This is a genomic window from Corallococcus sp. NCSPR001 (assembly GCF_017309135.1).
Taxonomy (GTDB): Bacteria; Myxococcota; Myxococcia; order Myxococcales; family Myxococcaceae; genus Corallococcus.
Map to the genome: position 1 here is coordinate 4,606,527 of NZ_JAFIMS010000002.1, position 19,912 is coordinate 4,626,438.

Annotated in this window: 16 protein-coding genes; 7 read left to right on the forward strand and 9 right to left on the reverse strand. The window is 71.1% G+C overall.

The features are described 5' to 3' along the window. The first annotated feature begins 67 nt into the window (after nt 1-67). Both JYJ93_RS20845 and lipB read left to right on the forward strand, forming a co-directional pair. A complete protein-coding gene (locus tag JYJ93_RS20845; RefSeq protein WP_206793888.1) occupies nt 68-1,699 on the forward strand; it encodes a ClpX C4-type zinc finger protein in 1,632 nt (543 codons plus the stop codon). Then, on the forward strand, nt 1,696-2,781 hold the full coding sequence (gene lipB / locus JYJ93_RS20850) for a lipoyl(octanoyl) transferase LipB (protein ID WP_206793890.1): 1,086 nt from the start codon (nt 1,696-1,698) through the stop codon (nt 2,779-2,781). Before JYJ93_RS20845 ends, lipB begins: the two co-directional genes overlap by 4 nt. Before the next feature lie 6 nt (nt 2,782-2,787). On the opposite strand, the gene JYJ93_RS20855 is transcribed toward lipB, so the two are convergent. From JYJ93_RS20855 to glp, 3 genes are all read right to left on the reverse strand, one after another. Continuing rightward, nucleotides 2,788-3,609, reverse strand: coding sequence for an MBL fold metallo-hydrolase (locus JYJ93_RS20855; RefSeq protein WP_121779227.1), 822 nt, complete (start codon nt 3,607-3,609; stop codon nt 2,788-2,790). A gap of 34 nt (nt 3,610-3,643) precedes the next feature. Beyond that, a complete protein-coding gene (ribA, locus tag JYJ93_RS20860) occupies nt 3,644-4,318 on the reverse strand; it encodes a GTP cyclohydrolase II (RefSeq protein ID WP_120551886.1) in 675 nt (224 codons plus the stop codon). A 122-nt stretch (nt 4,319-4,440) separates the two neighbouring features. Then, nucleotides 4,441-5,670, reverse strand: a complete 1,230-nt coding sequence (gene glp, locus JYJ93_RS20865) for a gephyrin-like molybdotransferase Glp (protein ID WP_206793892.1) — start codon at nt 5,668-5,670, stop codon at nt 4,441-4,443. Nucleotides 5,671-5,832: 162 nt separating this feature from the next. Here glp and JYJ93_RS20870 point away from each other — a divergent pair, with 162 nt between their 5' ends. The 3 genes from JYJ93_RS20870 (at nt 5,833) to JYJ93_RS20880 (ending at nt 11,001) form a co-directional block, all read left to right on the forward strand. Continuing rightward, entirely contained in the window at nt 5,833-7,230 is a 1,398-nt protein-coding gene (locus JYJ93_RS20870; RefSeq protein WP_206793894.1) for a protease inhibitor I42 family protein, read from the forward strand. 127 nt (nt 7,231-7,357) lie between these two features. After that, nucleotides 7,358-10,729, forward strand: coding sequence for a ribonuclease R (gene rnr, locus JYJ93_RS20875; protein WP_206793896.1), 3,372 nt, complete (start codon nt 7,358-7,360; stop codon nt 10,727-10,729). Nucleotides 10,730-10,782: 53 nt separating this feature from the next. Next, on the forward strand, nt 10,783-11,001 hold the full coding sequence (locus tag JYJ93_RS20880; protein ID WP_206793898.1) for a DUF3185 family protein: 219 nt from the start codon (nt 10,783-10,785) through the stop codon (nt 10,999-11,001). Between the two features lie 21 nt (nt 11,002-11,022). Here JYJ93_RS20880 and JYJ93_RS20885 read toward each other — a convergent pair whose 3' ends face one another. From JYJ93_RS20885 to JYJ93_RS20900, 4 genes are all read right to left on the reverse strand, one after another. Continuing rightward, entirely contained in the window at nt 11,023-11,862 is an 840-nt protein-coding gene (locus tag JYJ93_RS20885) for a tetratricopeptide repeat protein (RefSeq protein WP_206793900.1), read from the reverse strand. 121 nt (nt 11,863-11,983) lie between these two features. Next, on the reverse strand, nt 11,984-12,925 hold the full coding sequence (locus JYJ93_RS20890) for an iron ABC transporter permease (RefSeq protein ID WP_206793902.1): 942 nt from the start codon (nt 12,923-12,925) through the stop codon (nt 11,984-11,986). Further along, complete coding sequence (locus tag JYJ93_RS20895; protein WP_206793904.1) at nt 12,922-13,716, reverse strand: ABC transporter ATP-binding protein; 795 nt, start codon at nt 13,714-13,716, stop codon at nt 12,922-12,924. Before JYJ93_RS20895 ends, JYJ93_RS20890 begins: the two co-directional genes overlap by 4 nt. After that, nucleotides 13,713-14,582: a helical backbone metal receptor gene (locus tag JYJ93_RS20900; RefSeq protein WP_242543880.1), complete on the reverse strand. Its 870-nt coding sequence runs from the start codon at nt 14,580-14,582 to the stop codon at nt 13,713-13,715. The genes JYJ93_RS20895 and JYJ93_RS20900 overlap by 4 nt, the downstream gene beginning before the upstream one ends. Before the next feature lie 102 nt (nt 14,583-14,684). Here JYJ93_RS20900 and JYJ93_RS20905 point away from each other — a divergent pair, with 102 nt between their 5' ends. Beyond that, nucleotides 14,685-15,893 (forward strand): polysaccharide deacetylase family protein, encoded by a 1,209-nt coding sequence (locus tag JYJ93_RS20905; RefSeq protein ID WP_206793907.1) that lies wholly within the window; start codon nt 14,685-14,687, stop codon nt 15,891-15,893. 59 nt (nt 15,894-15,952) lie between these two features. On the opposite strand, the gene JYJ93_RS20910 is transcribed toward JYJ93_RS20905, so the two are convergent. Both JYJ93_RS20910 and JYJ93_RS20915 read right to left on the reverse strand, forming a co-directional pair. After that, nucleotides 15,953-17,311 carry a glycoside hydrolase family 16 protein gene (locus tag JYJ93_RS20910; RefSeq protein ID WP_206793910.1) on the reverse strand — a complete coding sequence of 453 codons (1,359 nt, stop codon included), beginning with the start codon at nt 17,309-17,311 and terminating at the stop codon, nt 15,953-15,955. Between the two features lie 72 nt (nt 17,312-17,383). After that, nucleotides 17,384-18,376: an aldo/keto reductase gene (locus JYJ93_RS20915; RefSeq protein WP_206793912.1), complete on the reverse strand. Its 993-nt coding sequence runs from the start codon at nt 18,374-18,376 to the stop codon at nt 17,384-17,386. Between the two features lie 155 nt (nt 18,377-18,531). Here JYJ93_RS20915 and JYJ93_RS20920 point away from each other — a divergent pair, with 155 nt between their 5' ends. Continuing rightward, nucleotides 18,532-19,554, forward strand: coding sequence for an ABC transporter substrate-binding protein (locus JYJ93_RS20920; RefSeq protein ID WP_206793914.1), 1,023 nt, complete (start codon nt 18,532-18,534; stop codon nt 19,552-19,554). Nucleotides 19,555-19,912 lie beyond the last annotated feature (358 nt).

The window sequence follows — 19,912 nt, forward strand, 5'->3', positions numbered from 1 at the left end:
CTGCTCCGGGGGGCGGCCGGGAAGCGGGGGACCTCCGGAACTGCAACGTTGAAGGCGGGCATCCGCGATGGCCGACAATCCCCGTGAGTTGATCCGCGCCGCGCAGACCGCCGAGCTCCAGGGGGACCGCGCGCGAGCGGCGGAGTGCCTGGAGCAGGCCGCCGCGCTGTACCAGAAGTCCGGGCACACCTCGCGCGCCTCGCAGTTGTTGCGGCAGGCGCGCCAGTTGAAGGCCCGCGCCCCGGACGTGAGCCCCGCCTTCACCGCGGCGATGACGGGCAACAAGGACGCGGCGGCCTTCCGCGCGGTGAGCTGGGGCGACGCTGTCTCCGACGCGTTCAACGACAAGGTGGACGCCGTGGTGCACACGCTGGAGGAGCCCACGGTGACTGGCGGCGCGGCGCTGCCCACCGAGCCCGGCCTGCCCAAGCTCGCGGGAAGGATCGCCGCCATCGGCGCGCCGCCTCCAGCCGAAGCCGTGACTCCGCATGACGGCCCCGCCTCCGCGAGCCCAGCCACGGACCCAGAAGGGACTGCCGCTATCGACGCCGACGGTCCACCCGCGGACAGGGAGACGCCCGCTTCCGACGATCCGCCGCGCGCCTCGAATGACGGCGACGTCGTCGTCCCGGGCGGACTGCTCATGCCGCCGGAAGAGGACGAGCTCGACCCGGCGACCGGTCTGCTGCGCGCCTCGGGAGCCGGGGACACCGTCGTTCCCGGAGGGCTCCTGCGGCCACCGGACGAGGACACCTCGCCCGTGCACGCCGAGCCCGCGCGGGGCCGCCGGCGCGAGAAGCGCATCATCGAGAGGGGGCCCACTCGCGCGGATCCGGCCCTGGACGCCTGGTGCTCGTTCTGCTGCCGCCCCCGGGGCGAGGTCGGCGACCTGGTGGCGGGCCCGGCCGGCGCGTTCATCTGCAAGGGTTGCCTGGGTGAATCCCAGGGCCTGCTGGGCGACGTCGTCGCTCCGTCCCCCGTGCGCAAGCCCGTGGTGGAGGAGCCGCGCGCCGGGGCCGTGGAGATGGTGGGCCACGACGAGGTGAAGACCCTGCTGGAGCGCACGCTCCAGGCGGGCGCGCGCTGCCTGCTCCTGGTGGGCCCGGAGGGCTGCGGCAAGAGCCTCTTCTTCCAGTCGCTCCAGCGGCGCGGCCAGGGCGTGCTCACGTCCGTGGACGCGCTGGAGTCCACGCCCGGCACGGAGCCGCTCCTCGTGGAGGACGTGGACCGCCTGGAGCCCCGCGCCCAGGCCTCGCTGACCGCGTTCCTCGGGAGCCGTCCGGCGCGCGCGGTGGTGATGAGCGCTCGCGGGGCCGTGTCATCGCTGGGCCTGTGGGTGCGAGGGGAGGGCGGCAGCCTGCCCGTCCCCACCACCGCGGGCATGATCGAAGCCGTGCAGGGCACCGTGCCGGTGTCGCTGTTGGAGCGCGTGCAGGTGCTGCTCCCGGTGCGCCGCCCCACGGTGCCGGAGCTGGTCGAAGTGGCCCGCCGCACCCTGGCCCTGCGCCAGCCGGCGGTGACGTTGTCCGAAGAAGTCCTGGGAGCGTTCGCCGCCGAAGCGGTCCGCTCCCCACGCGCGGGGCATGAGCTCCAGGCGCTGCTGTCTCGCGTCTACGCGGGCAGCTGGAGCCTGGAAGCGGCCCAGACGCCCGCCGCGCCATCCCAGAACCCACGAGGGGGGCGAAAGGGATCACCATGAACACGCTCACCGTCTTCCGCCTGGGCCGGGTGGAGTACGAGGACGGACTGAAGCTGATGCACCTGTTCGGCGAGGCCCGCCTCCAGGAGCGCATCGGGGACGCGCTGCTGCTGCTGGAGCACCCGCCCGTCCTCACGCTGGGCCGCGCCGCGAAGCGCGAGAACATCACCGCCACGGACGCGCGCCTCCTGGAAGAGGGCGTGGAGGTGTTCGACACCAACCGCGGCGGCGACGTCACCTACCACGGCCCCGGGCAGGTGGTGGGCTACCCCATCCTCCTGCTGCCGCCGGAGCGCCGCGACGTGCGCCGCTACGTGCGCGACGTGGAGCGAGGACTCATCCAGACGCTCGCGGCCTTCGGCCTCACCGCGGGCGCCATCCCCAAGTGGCCGGGCGTGTGGCTGGGGCAGGAGGGCTCGCCGGACGCGCGGAAGATTGGCGCCATTGGCGTGCACCTGTCGCGCTGGCTCACCACGCACGGCTTCGCGCTCAACGTGAACACGAACCTGGAGCACTTCCAGCTCATCGTCCCGTGCGGCATCCGCGAAGCCGGCGTCACGTCCATGCAGCGCGAGCTGGGCCACCCCGTGTCCGTCCCGGACGTGGAGGAGGTGCTCGCGCGCGAGTTCACGCACGTGTTCGACGCCCAGCGCGTGGACGGCACCGTGGACCTGCGCACGGTGAGCGTCGCCGTGATGCACGGCCGGGGGCCCGAAGCGCGCGTGCTGCTCTTGCGCCGGACGCCGGAGCGCGGTGGCTTCTGGCAGACGGTGACGGGGCGCCTGGAGCCGGGCGAATCCCCCGTGGACGCCGCCCGCCGCGAGGTGGCCGAGGAGACGGGCCTCACGCTTCCCGTGGTGGACCTGGCCTACCGCCACGCCTTCGCGCTGGGGGACGCGCTGCCGCCGAAGCTGGTGGAGGAGCACGCCTTCGCGGTGCACGCCGCGCCGGACACCCAGGTGCGCCTGGGCCCGGAGCACGACGCCTTCGAGTGGGTGGACGTGCCCACGGCGCTCGCGCGGCTGCCCTTCCGGGGCCTGCGCGAGACGGTGACCCGGGCGCTCAAGACGCCCGGGCCGTGACAGCCACTACAGCTGGATGACCATCGCCTCCTTGGCGGCGATGGTGGCCTTGCGGTGCTTGCGCACCTCGCGCAGCAGCTTGTCCATGCCCGCGTCGTCGCGGCCCGGGTCGTGGTGGAAGAGCACCAGTTGCTTCACTTCACTGGCGTCCGCCGCGCGCACCGCCGCTTCCCACGTCGAGTGGCCCCAGCCCGTGCGGGCCGGCCCGTTGCGGCCACGGTACTCGTCCTCCGTGTACATGGAGTCGTAGATGAGCGCGTCCGCGCCCCGCGCGAAGTCGAACAGCTTCGCGTCCAGGTCGGTGCCGTGCTCCACGTCCGTCGCGTACACCAGCGAGCGCCCGCCGAAGTCCACCCGGTAGCCCACGTTGCCGCCGGGGTGGTTCAGCTCCAGCGTGCGAACGGTGGCCTTGCCCACCGGGATGTCCTCGCCCACCACCACGTCCCGGTACGCCAGGCGCGTGCGGAACACCTCCTCCGCCGTCACCGGGAAGTAGGGGTGCACCATCTGCCCGGCCAATATCTGCTTGAGCGATTTGCCGTCCCGAGGCGACCCGTACAGCGTCACGTCGTTCGCCGGAGAGAACATCGGCGAGAAGAACGGCAGCCCCTGCAGGTGGTCGTAGTGGTAGTGCGAGATGAAGATGGACGCCTTGACGGGCTTGCGCGTCGCCACCAGCGCATCCCCCAGGCCTCGCGCTCCGGAGCCCAGGTCGAAGATGAGCAACTCGTCGCCGCAGCGGACCTCCACGCACGGCGTGTTGCCGCCGTAGCGCTTCGTCGCCGGGCCTGGCGAGGGGATGGACCCGCGCACCCCCCAGAAGCGCACCTCGAAGCGCGCGGTGCTCCGCCGGGCCGGGCGCTCAGCCGGCCTTGGCTTCGGTGTCGTCGTCCTCCGCGAAGAGCTCAATCAGGTGCCCCGTACGCTCGCGCTTCGTCTTCAAATAGTCGACGTTATGCGGATTGTGCTCGGTCCGGGAAGGGATTCGGCGCCGGACCGCCACGCCTTCCTCCACCAGCCCGGCGATCTTCAGCGGGTTGTTGGTGATCAGGTCCACCGAGCGCACATCCAACGACCGCAGCATCTCCGCGGCGATGTCGTAGGAGCGCAGGTCATCCGCGAAGCCCAGCTGGCGGTTGGCCTCGTAGGTGTCCAGCCCCTTGGACTGCAGGGCGTAGGCCTTGATCTTGTTGCCCAGGCCGATGCCGCGGCCCTCCTGGCGCAGGTAGAGCACCACGCCCAGCCCGTTCTGGGACACGAAGTCGAGCGCCCGGTCCAGCTGCTCGCGGCAGTCGCACTTGAGGCTGCCGAAGACCTCGCTCGTGAGGCACTCGGAGTGGATGCGCACCGGCACCCCCTCCAGCCCCTTGGGCTCGCCCACCACGAGCGCCACGTGCTCCTTCCCGTTCCGCTTGTCGCGGAAGACGATGGTCTTCAGCACCCCGCGGGCCGTGGGCACGTCCGCCTCCGAATACCGCTCCAGGTGCTGGGTCGGCTTACGGGTCGGCAGGACCTGGGGTGAGCGCGTGTCGGACATGGTAGGTCGTCTCCCAGTGAGGGGCCGTTACTTCTCGCCCCCCTGGATGCAAGTCAAGGTGACACCCCGATGGGTGTGGTGAAACCCGCCTGTTTGGATGCGGCGGACGTGGACTGCGTTGCTCAAGCGACCCACGAGAGGGGGAGCAGCTCCACATGGGAGCCATCAGTCAAACTGCTGGTTTCTCGGGGGAAGTGAAGCAAATGTGTGGCTGCCGCAGCTGAACGCAGGGCCCCTGATGTCTGAGTCCCCAGGGGTTTCGCCCACAGCTCGCCCGCCCGCCAGGTGGCCGTGACTCGCACGAAGTGGGCAAGCCCCGGGGCCTTGGAGAGCGGTCCCTCCAGGCGCCCGGCGACGCGGGGCGGCTCCACGTCCGGGTGCCCCAGCAGCCGGCGCAGGGCGGGGCGCACGAAGAGCTCGAAGGTCACCAGGGACGACGTGGGGTTGCCGGGTAGGCCCATGAAGAGGGTGGAGCCCCGCTGGCCCACCACCAGCGGCTTGCCGGGCTTGATGGCCACGCGCCAGAAGCGCTGCTCCACGCCCAGGGCCTCCAGGGCGTCCTTCACGAAGTCGTGGTCGCCCACGGAGACGCCCGCGCTGGTGAGCACCACGTCGAAGCCCTCCGTGCGCGCCAGGGCCTCCTGGACGGCCTCGCGCGTGTCCCGGGCGATGCCCAGGAGCGTGGGCACGCCGCCCGCGCGCCGCACCGCCAGGGCCAGGGCGGGGGCGTTGATGTCCACGATGCCGTCGCCGGGGGGCTCGTCCACGCGGCACAGCTCGTCCCCGGTGGACAGCACCGCCACGCGCGGCCGGCGGGGCACCGGCACCGTGCCCTGGCCCTGCGCCCACAGGAGCCCCAGCTCCGGGATGCCCAGGGGCGTGCCGCGCCGCAGCAGGAGGTCGCCCTCCTTCGCGTCCTCGCCCCGGGGGCGGATGAAGTTCCCCGGCTTCACGGCCTCCAGGATCTCCACGGCGTCCGGTTCGCCGGGGACGGGGCGGGTGCGCTCGCGCATCACCACCGCGTCCGCGCCCGGGGGCAGGGGGGCTCCGGTCATGATCCGCGCGCAGGTGCCGGGGACGACCTCGCGGGTGGCGCGCCTGCCGGCGAACACCGTCTCGCCCACCGCGAGGCGCACGGGCAGGGGGCCCGCCAGGTCCCGGGCCTGGACCGCGTAGCCGTCCATGGCGGAGTTGTCCCAGGGGGGCAGGGTGCGGCGGGCGGGGACGTCCTCGGCCAGCGCGCGGCCCAGGGCATCGTCCCCGGGCACCCACTCGGTGGCCAGCGGCGTGCACAGCCCGAGGATCCGCGCGCGGGCCTCGTCCACCGGCAGCAATGCGGGGGCGTCACTCATGCACGTTTCCCACCCAAAGTCCGTGAGAAAATCAAGTGTTAGTTTGACAGCCCAGCTGATCATCGTTACAAGCAATCGTGATCGCGAGGCTCGCGTCCAACAGCAGGGGCGTCCCGCCAACCCGTTGATAGCACACGGGAAATTTCCAAGGAGACAGCGTCGATGGCCAAGCCCAAGTCCGGGGCGAAGAAGCCGACTCCCGCTGCAAAAGCCGGTGCGAAGCCTGCCGCGAAGAAGGACAACGCGGCCCGCCTGGATCTGATCAGGAACGCCTCGAAGAAGGTGGCGACGGCCGCGACGAAGGTCGTCAAGGCGGTGGCTGAAGGGGCGAAGGGAAAGGTCGCGGCGGCGAAGAAGGCGGTGGCGGAGAAGGTGGAGAAGGCCCCCGCGGCCGCCAAGAAGGCGGCGGCCAAGGCCGCTCCTCCTGCTCCCACGACGCCTCCCGCGAAGGCTGGCAAGGCCGCGCCCCCCGCGAAGACCGCGCCCGCGGCCGCCGGGAAGAAGGCGGCCGGGAAGGCAGGGGGCAAGACCCCGTCGGTCGTCCCCGCCGGTCCTCCCGTGGAGAAGCCGCGTCCTCGCGCGACGAAGCTTCCGCCCGTGGGCGAGCCGCTCACGAAGCGTGAGATGGAGCAGTTGCTCACCGCCGGCGAGGGCCGCGGCGTGATGGGCGAGGGCAGCCTCAAGGGCCGCCTCATCCTCAGCGGCGAGATGCCCCACCTGGTCGTCGTGGGCCGCGACAAGCGCGAGCTCACGTTCCTGCTGCAGGGACCGGATCAGGAAGTGCTGCCCGCGTACGTGGACCACAAGGTCTCCGTGAGCGGCCTCATCAAGAAGACGACCAACCACAGCGGCGTGGTGGAGGTGCGCAAGTACTCCGCCAAGAAGCCGGAAGTGGAAGAGGTCGCGCCGGCTCCCTCGGATTCGGAGCCGAAGCTGCGCTACCTGTCGCCCGGCGAGGTCTCCATGGCCGTCGCCGCGGGCATGGGCGCCGGCATCAAGGGCTTCGCCAGCATCCGGGGCAACCTGGAGATGATGGGCGAGGACTTCGTGCTCGTCGTGTCCAACGGCGGCACGCGCCAGCAGGTGTCCTTCGCCATTGAAGGCAAGGCGGCGGTGAAGAGCCTGCGCAAGCACGTGGGGCAGACGCTCCAGGTGACGGGCGTGGTGGACAAGACGTCCGGCTGGGGTGGCCGTATCACCGCGGAGACGGTGGAGCCGCGTCCGTCCGAGGCGCGCTCGGTGTCCCGCGACGAGATGGAGCTGGTGCACATCGAGGGCGAGGTGCCCACGTCCGTGGACGTGAAGCTCAACCACGGCCTCACGGTGCGCCTGCAGGAGCAGCCCGGCGCCACCTGGGCCATCGAGCCGACGCTGGCCAAGCGCGTGGGTCTGCGCGAGGCCAACTTCGAGCCGGGCGCCGCCGGCGGCCCCGCCACCCGCGAGTTCTTCTTCACGCCTCGCAACCCCGGCAACTTCGAAGTGGAGTTCTTCCTCGCCAAGGCGTTCACGCCGGGTGTGGTGGAGCGCTCCTTCAAGATCAACGTCACCGTCAAGCCCTGACGGCCTGGGCGCACGGGCCCTCCCTGGACCGCAAGGTCTCCCAGGGAGGGCGAATGGGGGCCGGGGGGTTCCCGCCCGCACCCTTCGGGCTTACCCGTTCCCTCAGCGGCCTTGCCGCATCCCCACCGTGAGCCTCTCCCAAGACCACATCCGACAGCTGCTCGCCGACGCCGATCACCCCCTGGGCGTGAAGGAGCTCCTTCGCGTCGCGGGGCTGAACCCCGGACAGCAGACCGACCTCAAGCGCGCCCTGCGCGAACTGGTGCGCGCGGGCGTCATCGTCAAGGACGGCAAGCGCTTCCGCCTGGAAGGCCCGCGCACGCCCCGGGCGCCCGAAGCCGGCTTCGAATCCCGCCGGGACGCGTCCGCTCCGCCCTTCAAGAAGCGGGGCCCCGCGCCGGGCAGCGGGCGGGAGGAGCGCCGGGGCGGCTTCCGCGACGAGCGTCCGGGCTTCCGTGGCGGCGGTGACTTCCGGCGCTCGCTCCAGCGCGGCTCCCGGGACGACCGCTTCGAGGAGTCCGGACAGCCCGCGGTGGAGGGCATCCTCCACATGCACCGGGACGGCTTCGGCTTCGTGCACCCGGTCTCGGGCGAGGGCGAGAACATCTTCCTGCCGCCCGGCGAGGCGCAGCGGGCGCTCGACAACGACCGCGTCCTCGTGGAGGTGGCGGGGCGGCCGGGCCGCTTCGAGGGCCGGCTGGTGCGGGTCATCAGCCGGCGGCGTGAGCTGGCGGTGGGCACGTACGTGGCGCAGGGCCGGCACTCGCTGGTGATGACCACGGACACGAGCCTGCCGGGCCCCATCCGCGTGCCGCCGACGCAGATGGCGCGCGACGGCGACCTGGTGAAGGTCCGGCTGGGCGTGGGCGCGGACCTGCTGGAGCCCGGGCAGGGGCTGTTCGGTGAAGTGGCCGGTTCGCTGGGCCGGCCGGGTGACCCGAGCGCGGAGGTGCTGGGGTCCGCCTTCGCGCATGGCTTCAACGACGAGTTCCCGCCGGAGGTGATGGACGAGGCGGACGCGTTCGCGGTGAAGGTGACGGAAGCGGAGGCCACGGAGGGAAACCGCCGCGACCTGCGCGAGATGCCGCTCATCACCATCGACGGCGAGGACGCGCGCGACTTCGACGACGCCGTCTACGCGGAGCCGCGGGCCGGAGGTTGGCGGCTGGTGGTGGCCATCGCGGACGTGTCGCACTACGTGAAGGAGCGCACCGCGCTGGACGCGGAGGCGCTCAACCGCGCGACGTCGGTGTACCTGCCGGACCGCGTGCTGCCCATGCTGCCGGAGCGGCTGTCCAACGGCATCTGCTCGCTGCGTCCGGACGAAGACCGGCTGTGCATGGTGGCGGACATGACGTTCGACCGTCACGGCCAGCGGCGCTCGCACGAGCTGTACCCGGCGGTGATGCGCAGCGTGGCGCGCTGCACGTACAACGAGGTGCAGGACGTCCTGGACGGCAAGGACGTGCCGCACCGCAATTTCCTCAAGCCCCAGTTCGAGCAGTTGATGGCGCTGGCGCGCGCGCTGATGGGCATGCGCAAGGCGCGAGGCGCCATCGACTTCGACGTGCCGGAGCACAAGGTGGTGCTGGGCGAGGACGGCGTGCCGCTGCGCATGGAGAAGCGCGAGCGCAAGGACAGCCACCGGCTCATCGAGGAGTGCATGCTGGCCGCCAACGAGGCGGTGGCCACGTACTTCCAGGACGAGGGCCTGCCCACGGTGTACCGGTTCCACGGCGAGCCGGACCCGCAGAAGCTGGCGGCGTTCGCGGTGCTGGCGGAGGCGTACGGCTTCCAACTCGACGTGGAGAACGGCGTCTCGTCCAAGGAGCTGGACGCGTTCATCACGCAGCTGGAGGGACACCCGGAGCAGCGGGCGCTGAACCAGCTGCTGCTGCGCTCCATGATGCAGGCCGTGTACACGGCGACGCGCGTGGGCCACTACGGCCTGGCGGCGGAGAACTACCTGCACTTCACGTCGCCCATCCGGCGGTATCCCGACCTGCTGGTGCACCGCATCCTGAAGGCGGTGTGGGCGCGCAAGGGCAAGAAGCCCTCGGATGCGCAGCTGGACCGTGAGGAGGAGCGGCTGGAGGGCATGGCGCAGCAGTGCTCGGAGCGCGAGCGCGCGGCCATGACGGTGGAGCGCGAGGTGGTGGCGTTCTACGCGGCCCTGATGATGAAGGACCGCGTGGGCGAGGAGTTCGACGCGACGGTGGCGGGCATCGCCGAGTTCGGCTTCTTCGTGGAACTGGACGAGGTCCACGTCGAGGGCCTGGTGAAGGGCGAGTCGCTGGGGCCGGGCTCCAAGCTGGACAAGCGCACGCACTCGCTCGTGTATCCGAATGGCCGGCGCGTGCGCGTGGGGCAGAAGCTGCGCGTGCGGCTGCTGTCCGCGAACACCACGGCGAGGAAGATCGACTTCGAGGCGCTCCAGTTCCAGGACGAGGCACCGCTCCAGCGGACCGGCGGCGCACGTCCGCAGGCGCGCCCTCGCGAGTACGTGAACGAGGCGCCGGGCCGTCACAAGGGTGGCAGGCCCGGACGCGGTGAGCGCGAGGCCGCGAAGACGGGCCGCACGCCGTCGCGCAAGCCCGCCGGGGCGGATGAGGCCGCGGACGCGGCGCAGTGGCGGTCGCTTGGGGAGGCGGAGGAGACTCCGTTCGGCGTGAAGAAGGCGTGGGAGCCGCCCACGCCCGAGGAGGCCGCCACGGTGGAGGCCGCGACGGTCTCCGGATACGGCGATGAGGTCCTGGGAGAAGCGCCGGCCGCGCATCGTCCGCGAGGACGGTTCAGCCGGGAAGGGCGCCGCGAAGAGGCCGCGCCCTCGCGTGACAAGGCCCGCTTCCTGCGTTCCCGCACGGAAGAGGCCCCCGCGCCCAAGGCGGAGCCCGCGGCCCCAGCCAAGGGCAAGCGCAAGGTCATCCGTCCCTCGCTCCCCGCGACCGATGAGGGCATCGAGTCCATCACGGCGCACCGCGACGACCTTGCCGGCGCGGACCGCTTCGGTGACGAGGCCGGGCAGGAAGCGAAGGGCTCCCGTGAGGCCCAGGGCGCGGAGCGTTCGGGCGACGAGGCCGTGCGCGGGACGAAGCGCTCCCGTGAGGCCCAGGGCGCGGACCGCCTCGGCGACGAGGCCGTGGGCGGGGCGAGGCGCTCCCGTGAGGATTGGGACGCGGAGCGTTCGGGCGATGAGGCGGCTTCCCACGCGAAGCCCTCTCGCGAGGCCTTCACGCCGCCCTCGTTCGACTCCGATGACAACGCCCCGGCCGCTTCACCGCACCCGGGCTTCGACCGGATCCGCGCGCTGGCCGCGCAGCGGGGCCAACTCTCCACGGGGGCGGCTCCGGGCCGCGCGGGCGCGTCCAAGAAGGTCCGCAAGGCGGCCCCTGGCGCGAAGGCGAAGCCCTCGAAGAAGTCCGCGCCGAAGAAGGCCGGCGGCTCGAAGGGCGCGGGCAACAAGGCGGGGCGGAGCGCCCCGGGCAAGCGCAAGCGCTGAACGCGGGGCCGGACCTTCCGGCCGCGCGCCGCCGTTTCACTCAAGGAGGCCGTGTGGGTGCTGTGCGAATCGTGGGGTTGATGCTCGCGGTGGCGGGCGCAGTGCTGCTGTTCACCGGGCTCAAGGCGCGGGACTCGCTCACGGAGCGCGCCACGGAGCTCATCACCGGCCGTAACACCGAGCAGACCACGCTCTACGTCGCGGGCGGTGGCGCCGCGCTGGTGGGCGGCGTGCTGCTGGCCCTCTTCGGGGGAGGACGAGGCCGGCGTTAGGCCCCGTCCCCTCCGCCCGGACTACTTGGTGGCGCCGGAGGCCTGCGCGGCCTTGGCGCGCTTGGTCGCCTCGCCGAACTGCTTGGTCGCCTCGTTGGCCTGGGCCGTCAGCTCTTCAATCCGCTTGGCGTGAGCGGCGGCGCTGGCCTTGGCGGCGGCGACGCGCTCCGCGGCGGCCGGATCCACGACGGCCTTCTTGCCCTTCTCCGGCTTGGGCGGCGTGGCGGCCTCGATGGCCTCCTGCTCCGCGGCCTGCTGCAGCGCCTTCTCGTGCTCGATGTACTTGAACATCACGATGCGCTTGTTCAGGTACGTGTTGGCCGAGTCCGGGTTGATGGCGATGACCTGATCATAGGTCTTCAGCGCCAGGTCCAGCTCCGCGGGGTTCGCGGGCGCGGACATGGAGCGGGCGCCACCGCGCTGCGAGTGCACCTCCGCGATCCAGCTGAGCGCGTCGGTGTCCTTCGGGTTGATCTTCAGGCACTCCTGGAAGTACTGCTCCGCCTTCTCCAGCGGGCCGTTCTTCGCGTACATCGCCGCGACGTTGCGGTAGGCCTCGGCCTTGTCCTGGGGCGTCTTCGCGAAGTCCACCAGCTTCAGCGCGGCCTGCGCGGCCTGGTCCGTCTGGCCCGCCTGCATGTGCGCGAAGGCCTTCTTCTCCCAGACCTTCTCCTGGGTCGGGTCGATCTTCAGCGACTCCTCGTACTCCTTCACCGCCTCCGCGTAGTTCTTGTCGGCGAGGAAGTTGGTGCCCTTGACCCGGTGCTCCTTGGCCTTCTCTTCCTTCTCATCCGCGCAGCCGAAGGAACCGCCCAGGGTCAGCACACCCAGCATCAAACCCACGCTACCCAGTCGCTTCATGCCCAAAGCCTTTCGTGAAGTTCCAGGGGGCACGTCCCAGCCGGGGGCCCCACGCGGCGCGGAATATACCTGAACTCGCCTCGTGATCCCCCGTCCTGAAGGCCGGGGCCGGCAGGGCGCTTCAGGAGCGTGCGCGCGCGAGCAGGGAGACGAGCAGGGGCGCGCCCAGGGCGGCCGTCACCACTCCCACGGGCAATTCACGCCCGGGGAGGATCATCCGCGCCGACGCATCGCACAACGCGAGGAACGCGGCCCCCACCACCACGGACCCGGGCAGCAGCACCCGGCGACTCACACCGAGCGTCCGGCGCACCAGGTGCGGGACGATGAGCTCCACGAAGGCGATGGGGCCGCACCACGCGACGCAGGCGGCGACGCCCAGCGCCCCCAGTCCAATGGCCACCGTGCGGACGCGGCGGACGGGGACGCCCTGGGACTCGGCGTGTTCCTCGCCCGCGATGAAGACCTCCAGCGCGCGGGTGAGGGCAAGCAGCCCCACCACGGTGACGGCCGCGAACGGGGTGAGCAGCAGCACGCCGGAGTAGCCCACCTGCGGCAGGTGGCCCAGGGACCAGCGCATGGCGGCCATGAGCTCGGCGGAGTCCGCGGTGAACTGCAGTCCGGTGGAGATGGCGCCCGCCGCCATGGAGCAGGCGATGCCCGCGAGCACCACGTCGTTCATCCGCACGCGGCGGCCCGCGGCGATGGCGGCCACCACCAGGCTGACGCCCAGCGCCCCGACGAAGGCCGCGGCGGTGACGAGCGGCCGGCCCTCCGGCGCCAGCCGCGCGCCCAGGATGATGGCCACCAGCGCGCCCAGGGTCGCCCCCGCGGTGGTGCCCACGGTGCTGGGCGCGGCGAGCGGGTTGGCGAAGAGGGACTGGTACACCGCGCCCACCAGCGACAGCGTGCCGCCCACCAGCATGGCCATCAGCGTGCGGGGCACGCGCAACTGCCAGAAGACGAAGTCCGACGAGTCCGGAGAGAGCCCCGGGCCGATGAACGGCGCCACCGCGCACGCGGCCGCGCAGACCGCCACGAGGATCCAGGCCTTCACCTTCACGGAGCACCTCCGCTCCGGGGCAGGCCCACGAAGACGCGGTGGCCTTCCACGATCATCCCGTGCATGCGCACGCCGAACAGCTCGCCCAGCTGGTCGCCCAGATCGGCGGCGTCGAGGCTTCGCTCGAAGGCCACGCGGCCCTGGGACAGGCCCACGACGCGGGGAGCGCGCGTGCCCGGGGCCTGCGCGTGGGAGAGCACGTTGACGTCGTGGGTGACGCAGAGGATGCCGCGTCCCGCGCGCCAGAGGTGGCCCATGCGCGCGTACAGCTCCAATTGCTGCGCGGGGTCCAGGAAGTTGGCGGGCTCGTCCAGCAGCACCAGCGGGGTCTCCTGCGCGAGCAGCCCCGCGACCGCCACACGCTGCCGCTCGCCGCCGGACAGCTCCGTGATGGGGCGCAGGGCGAAGGACTGCGCGCCTGCTTCCGCCAGTGCCTGGTGCGCGGCTGCCTCGGAGGCCCGGCGGGATTCGGGGAAGCGGTAGCGCGCGGAGACGACCTGCTCCAGCGCGGTGATGGGCTCCGCCGCCTCCAGCCGCTGGGGCAGCCACGCGAGCCGCGCCGCGCGCTCCCGGGGGGCGAGGCCCGACACGTCCTCCCCGTCCATGAACGCGTGCCCGGCATCCGGACGCAGCAGGCCCAGCGCCACGCGCAGGAGCGTGGACTTGCCCGCGCCGTTGGGCCCGACGATGGCCACGAACTCACCGGGGGCCACGCGCAGGGACACGCTGTCCAGCAGCGTCCGCCCCCGCGCCCGCACCGTCACCGCGTCCAGCGTCAGCCCGGCCGTCATCGCGTGGAGGGCAGGGTGCCCAGGGCGGCGCGGAGCCGCTCGACGACATCGAGGATGGCGGGCCCGGTGGACTGCACGTCGGGCCCGATGACCAGCCGCACCCGGTCCTCCCGCGCCGCGCGCAGGCCGGTGAGCTGCTTCCATGGGGCCAGGACCCGCGCCTGCCCCGCGGCGTCCAGGGACGGTGCGCTGATCAGCACCAGCACCGCGTCCGGATCCAACGCGATGACGCCCTCCAGCGACAGGTTGGGAGGCCCGGTGACGGCCTCCGCGACGGCGTTGCGAGCCCCCGCCGCCTCCAGCGCCGCGCCGTGCAGCGACGCGCGCTTCATGTACCAGACCTCCGACAGCGTGCCCGCCGTGTCGCCCAGCACCAGCAGCACGCGGGGGGCATCCTTCGGCGCGGGGCGCGACAGCGTCTGGTGCAGCTTCTCCGCGAGCGCGGTGGCCTGGGGCTCGCGGCCGCTCAGCCGGCCCAGCTCCTTCACGCTGTCGACCACCTCCTGGAGCGACGTCCAGGGCAGCACCTTCAGCGGCGCGAGCGCGGAGAGCGACTCCGCGGGGGCCTGCTTCACCTGCTGATCCACGAGCAGCGTGGGCTTGAGCTTCGCGATGGTCTCGAAGTTCGGCGCGAACGTGGTGCCCACCTTCGGCAGCGCGGGCGTACCCGGGGGCAGGACGGTGAAGTCGGACACGCCCACGAGCTCCGAGCCCGCGCCCAGGGCGAACAGCGTCTCCGTGACGGAGGGCGACAGCGAGACGATCCGCCGCGCCTGGGCTTCCGGAGTAGGGGGCGCGGGACGCTGGCAGCCCACCGCGAGCGCGAGCACCACGCACAGCAGGGAGGGGAGGCGGAAGAGACTCATGGGCGGGCCGACTTCTAGCACGCGCGTCATGGGCGGGCGTCCGGGAAGCGCTGTCTGGGTTTCGCTTATCCTGGGAACTCCTCACAGAGGGGATACCCGGACATGACCTGGATGAATTGGACCTCCCGCGCGCTCTGCGCCGCGGCGCTGCTTTGCACTTCCCCCGCCCTTGCCGCGTCGCCGTTCGCGGAAGGGATGATCTCCATCACGTTGGATGACGGTTGGAGCACGCAGTACACGCTGGCGCGGCCGGCGCTGAAGTCGCGCAACATCCCCGCGACGTACTACCTGGTCACGGACGCCATCGCGCAGGGCTGGGGCGGCTACATGAGCCTCGCGCAGGTGCAGACGCTCAAGGCGGAGGGCAATGAGATCGCCAGCCACACGCGCACGCACGCGGACCTCACGTCGCTGACGCCCGCGCAGTTGACGTCGGAGTTGCAGGACTCGCGCACGTGGCTGCAGACAAACGTGGGGGCGATGTGCGGCAAGGACTTCGCGTCACCCTACGGCGCGTACAACGCGACGGTGATGACGGCGATGAAGGCGGAGTACGCCAGCCACCGCACCATCAACGCGGGCCGCAACTACCGCGACACGGTCGTCTACGAGCTGCGCGCCAACGACGTGTCGAGCGCGGTGACGGTGGCGCAGGTGAAGGGGTGGATCAACCAGGCCATCGCGGAGAAGAGCTGGCTCATCATCCTCTTCCACGAGTTCACCAGCGGCACGCCCACGCGCGAGACGCAGTACAAGACGACGAACTTCACCAACATCCTCAACTACGTGCAGACCACGGGCATCCGCACCGTGACGGTGGAGCAGGGGCTGGCGCTGACGGACGGCCTCACGGAGGCGCCGCCGTCGGTGGGCACGGTTGTCTACGACGACGCCATGGGCAGCGGCTTCCAGGACTGGAGCTGGGCGACGCACGACCTGGACCAGGCCGTCACGGTGCACTCCGGCTCCACGGCGGTGAGCTTCGAGCCGGACTACTGGGAGGCGCTGATGTTCCATCACACGGGGCTGGACCTGTCGCAGTACCAGTCCGTGGACCTCTGGGTACACGGAGGCACGACGGGCGGGCAGCAGGTGCGGCTGGCGCTCTACAACGGCGGCACGCCGCTGGGCAGCATGAACCTGGAGACGGCGCTGGGGCACCCCATCGCGGCGGGCACCTGGCAGAAGGTCTCCATCCCGCTGAGCGCCCTGGGCGCGACGTCCGGCACGGTGGATGACTTCTACGTGATGGATGACTCCGGGTCGGATCAGGGCACGCTGTACGTGGACGACTTCGTCCTGGTGCCGTAGTCGCCAAGCCACCGCGCGCGCCGGTGTCCGCTCCGGCGCGCGCGTGAAGACAGCCGTGGCTACAGCTTGATCAGCTCCACGTCATCCATGTGGATGAAGTTGGAGCCGTTGTGGGCCGGCGACTTGCTGTGCAGGCCGAACTCCAGGTAGCCGTTGGTGACGTTGATGGCGGGCGTCTCCAGCAGCGTGTAGTTGCCGTAGGCGCCCAGGTTGGTGATGGCCGGAGCGCAGCTGCCGCAGTTCTTCACCTGGAAGCGCGCGAAGTCGAACGTGCCGCCCTTTCGGAACCAGGCGCGCAGCTTGTAGTTGCCGGACGCCAGGCCCGTCTTCGTCTGGTACGTCCACGCCTCGTAGGCCGCCGCGGACGTCCAGTGCGTCAGGTGGTAGCTGCCCGAGTGCCCGCCGTTGTACGTCTCCGAGAACGCCGCCGCGGCCGTGCCGTTCGGACTCCAGGTGGTCCAGCCCGTCATGCCCTGCTCGAACCCGGCGTTGGTGAGCCCCAGCGACTGCGAGCCGCCCGGCTGGTACCAGCGCACCCACTCCACCTCCATCGTCTTCTTCGCGCCCCAGGCCAGGTCGATGGAGGCCGGCGACGGGTTCCCGTACCAGACGCCTCCCAGCGCCAGGTTCAGGATGAGGTAGTGGTTCTGCTGGAACTCCGACTCGTTGTGGTTGAACGTCGCCGTGGACACGAAGTCCTTGTCCAGGCGGAACACGATGGTGTTCGCCGTCCACTCCACTTCATACGTGTGGAAGTCCTGCGACAGGTCCACGCCACGGCTCGCGCCCGTGCCCCAGTCCGCGTTGCCGCCGTTGTGCCAGTGCAGCGCGGACTTCATCCACGTGGGCTCCGTGGACTTCCACTCCAGGATGTCGATTTCGCCCGCGGCCGGCCAGCCCGCGCTCTGGATGTTCGAGCCCAGCGTCCAGAACGCCGGCCACATGCCGTAGCCCGGCGGGACCTTGATGCTCGCGACGATCTTCCCGTAGCGCCCCTCCACCTTGCCCTTGGTGTGGATGCGGCCGGAGTAGAACGACCGGTACTGCCCCGCGCAGCGCGAGTCCGTGGGGTTGTCCGCCGTGCGCTCCGCCGAGATGATCAGCTTGCCGTTGGCCACCGCCACGTTCTGCGCGCGCGGGAACTCCAGCTCACCCGTGCCGAAGTTGCAGTTGTTGGTCACCGGATCCCAGTTACTCGTCAGCACGTTCCATGCGCCCGTGTTCAGCGCCGAGCCCGTGAAGTCGTCTTGCCAGGACAGCGACCATCCCGAGCCCGGGTCATACGAGCGCTCGCCCTGCTGCGTCTGGCCGTAGCCCTCCGCCTCCACCGGGGCGGCGGCTTCCGGCTCGGGAGAACAGCCGGAGAGGGTGGTCAGGAGTCCTGCGGCGACGAGGCCTGCTCGAAAGGGGCGGTGCATGAGTGCTCCGGGGTTGGGGGAGCATTCATATTTACCGGTTTTAACGTGTATTGCCAGGAAGTCAGGAGGGCCTCAGCCGAGCCATTGGGGATTCTGGACGGTCCCGTCGAAGTGGTGGCTCGTCTTGTATTTCTCGTAGGCGCCGTCCTGGGCAGCGTCCTTGGTCCTGGCGAGCAGGGCCTGGACGTCCTTCTCGCTCAAGGGCTTGAAGGTGCGCGCGGCGGTCAGCGCCTGCTGGAGCCGCTCCTGCGAGTCGATGCCGGTGATGACGACGCTGACGGGCAGGGACAGGTTGTAGCGGAGGCACTCGGGCGCGGTGACGGTCTTGCTGTCGAGGATGAACGGGTCGCCCATGGACTTCATGGCGAGCACGCCGATGCCCTCCTTCACGAGCACGGGCAGCACGCGCTTCTCGAAGCTGTTGAAGTGGGCGTCCATCACGTTGAGGGGCATCTGCACGGTGTCGAAGCGGAAGCCGTGCTTCTTCGCCGTCTCCAGCATCTTCAGGTGGATGTCCGGGGACTTGTGGCCGGTGAAGCCCAGGAAGCGCGCCTTGCCGGCCTTCTGGGCGTCCTTCATCGCCTCGATGGCGCCGCCTTCGGCGAAGGCGCGGTCGGGGTCGCTGTCGCGGATGACTTCGTGGAGCTGGAGCAGGTCCAGGTGGTCCGTCTGGAGGCGCTGGAGGGATTCGTCGATCTGCTTCGCGGCGGTCTTCTTGTCGCGGCCGTCGATCTTCGTCATGAGGAAGGCCTTGGCGCGGTAGCCGTCGCGCAGCGCCTTGCCCATGCGCTCCTCGCTCTTGCCGTCGTTGTAGTCCCAGCAGTTGTCCAGGAAGTTGATGCCCTGGTCCAGCGCGCCGCGGATGAGCGCGATGCTCTCCGCTTCCTCCTTCTGCTTCCCGATGTGGAAGCCCCCGAGCCCGATGCAGGACACCTCCTGGCCGGTGCGCCCCAGCTTGCGGCGAGGCACGGCGGGCGCGTTCTTCGCCTTCTTGGGCGAAGCCCCGAGCACGGGAGGGGCAACCATCAGCGACAGCGTCGCGGCGAGGAATTCCTTCCGGGTCATTCGCGGGCGTCCTTCCAGAGGGCAGGTGGCGTCTGGGAGGCCGACGTTGGGACCGGGCGGCGCCCGGGACAACGGGCGCGAGGGCCGAATGTGCAGGAGCCACCGATGTGGAGCGCGTGTGCAGGGAGGGCGGGTGCCGCATAATCGACACCCGCATGCGCATCCCCCTCCTCGCGCTGATCCTCCTGTCCGCGTGCCGCATCGAATCCGCCGCGCCATCGGGCGGCGCCGCCGTGGCGCAGGCCTCGACCCCGTCCGGCGAGGTGTGGGTCTACACGTCGATGTACCGGCACGTGCTGGACGCGATGGAGCCCCTGCTCAAGGAGAGGCTGCCCGGCGTGCAGGTGCACTGGTACCAGGCGGGCAGTGAGAAGGTGGCCAGCCGGCTGGAGGCGGAGCGGGCCGCGGGAGCGGTGCGGGCGGACGTGTTGATGACGTCGGATCCGTTCCTCTACGAGCGGCTGGCGCGCGAGGGCGCGTTCCTGCGCTACGCGTCCGTGAACGCGCTGCGCATTCCGCGAACGCTGCTGGACCTGGACGCGAGGTACGCGGCGGTGCGGCTGTCCACGATGGTGCTGGTGCACCGCGTGGGCGCGGGAGATGCGCCGAAGTCGTTCGCGGCCCTGGTGGATGGAAGCTGGAAGGGGAGGGTGGCCATCGGGGACCCGCTCACGTCGGGCACGGCGTTCACGTGGGCGGTGTTCCTGCACGCGCGGCGCGGGGACGCGTACTTCGCGGGGCTGCGCGAGAAGGGCGCGGTGGTGGCGGGAGGCAACGCGGCGGTGCTCCAGAAGGTGGAGAGCGGCGAGGTGGACGCGGGCGTGTTGCTGCTGGAGAACGCACTGGCGGCGCAGGCGAAGGGCAGTCCCATCGAGGTCATCTGGCCGACGGACGGCGCGGTGGTCATCCCGGGCCCGGTGGGGCTGTTCGCATCGACACGCAACCCGGTGGCGGCGAAGGCGCTGGTGGATGTCCTGCTGTCGCCCGAGGGCCAGCGCATCATCGTGGAGAAGGGCGACATGCATGCGGTGGACCCGCGGCTGAGCGGCCCACGTGGAGAGTCTGGCGTGGACGGCCTGTTGAGCCGCGCGCAGACCTGGACGCCGGAGCTGCTGGAGCAGGGGTTGCTGCACGGCGGCGACATCAAGGAAGCCTTCAGCAAGGCCTTCGCGCGATGAGCCAGGAACGCGAGACCCGCTGTGGGGACGCAGCGTGGCAGCCACCGCTGATACGGGCCCTGAGCTCCCGGACCTTCAAGGAGGCCCCCTCCGGGCCGGCACGCGCAAAACCTGTCCGACTGTCGGACAGGTTTTCGCTGTTCGGGTGGAGCAGGAGCGCCTCCGCCCTGGCGAAGGACGCGGCCAGGTGGATGGGAAACGACAGCCGGAGGGCGTCAGTACGCTGCGCCCCCGGTGGTCGTCCAAACCTGTCGGACAGTCGGACAGGTTCGTGCGGTGGTGCCGGCTTGTCCGACTGTCGGACAGGTTTTTGGGGGGCTCCGCCGCCGGGGCGCCTCGGCGGGATTCTCCCTTCCGT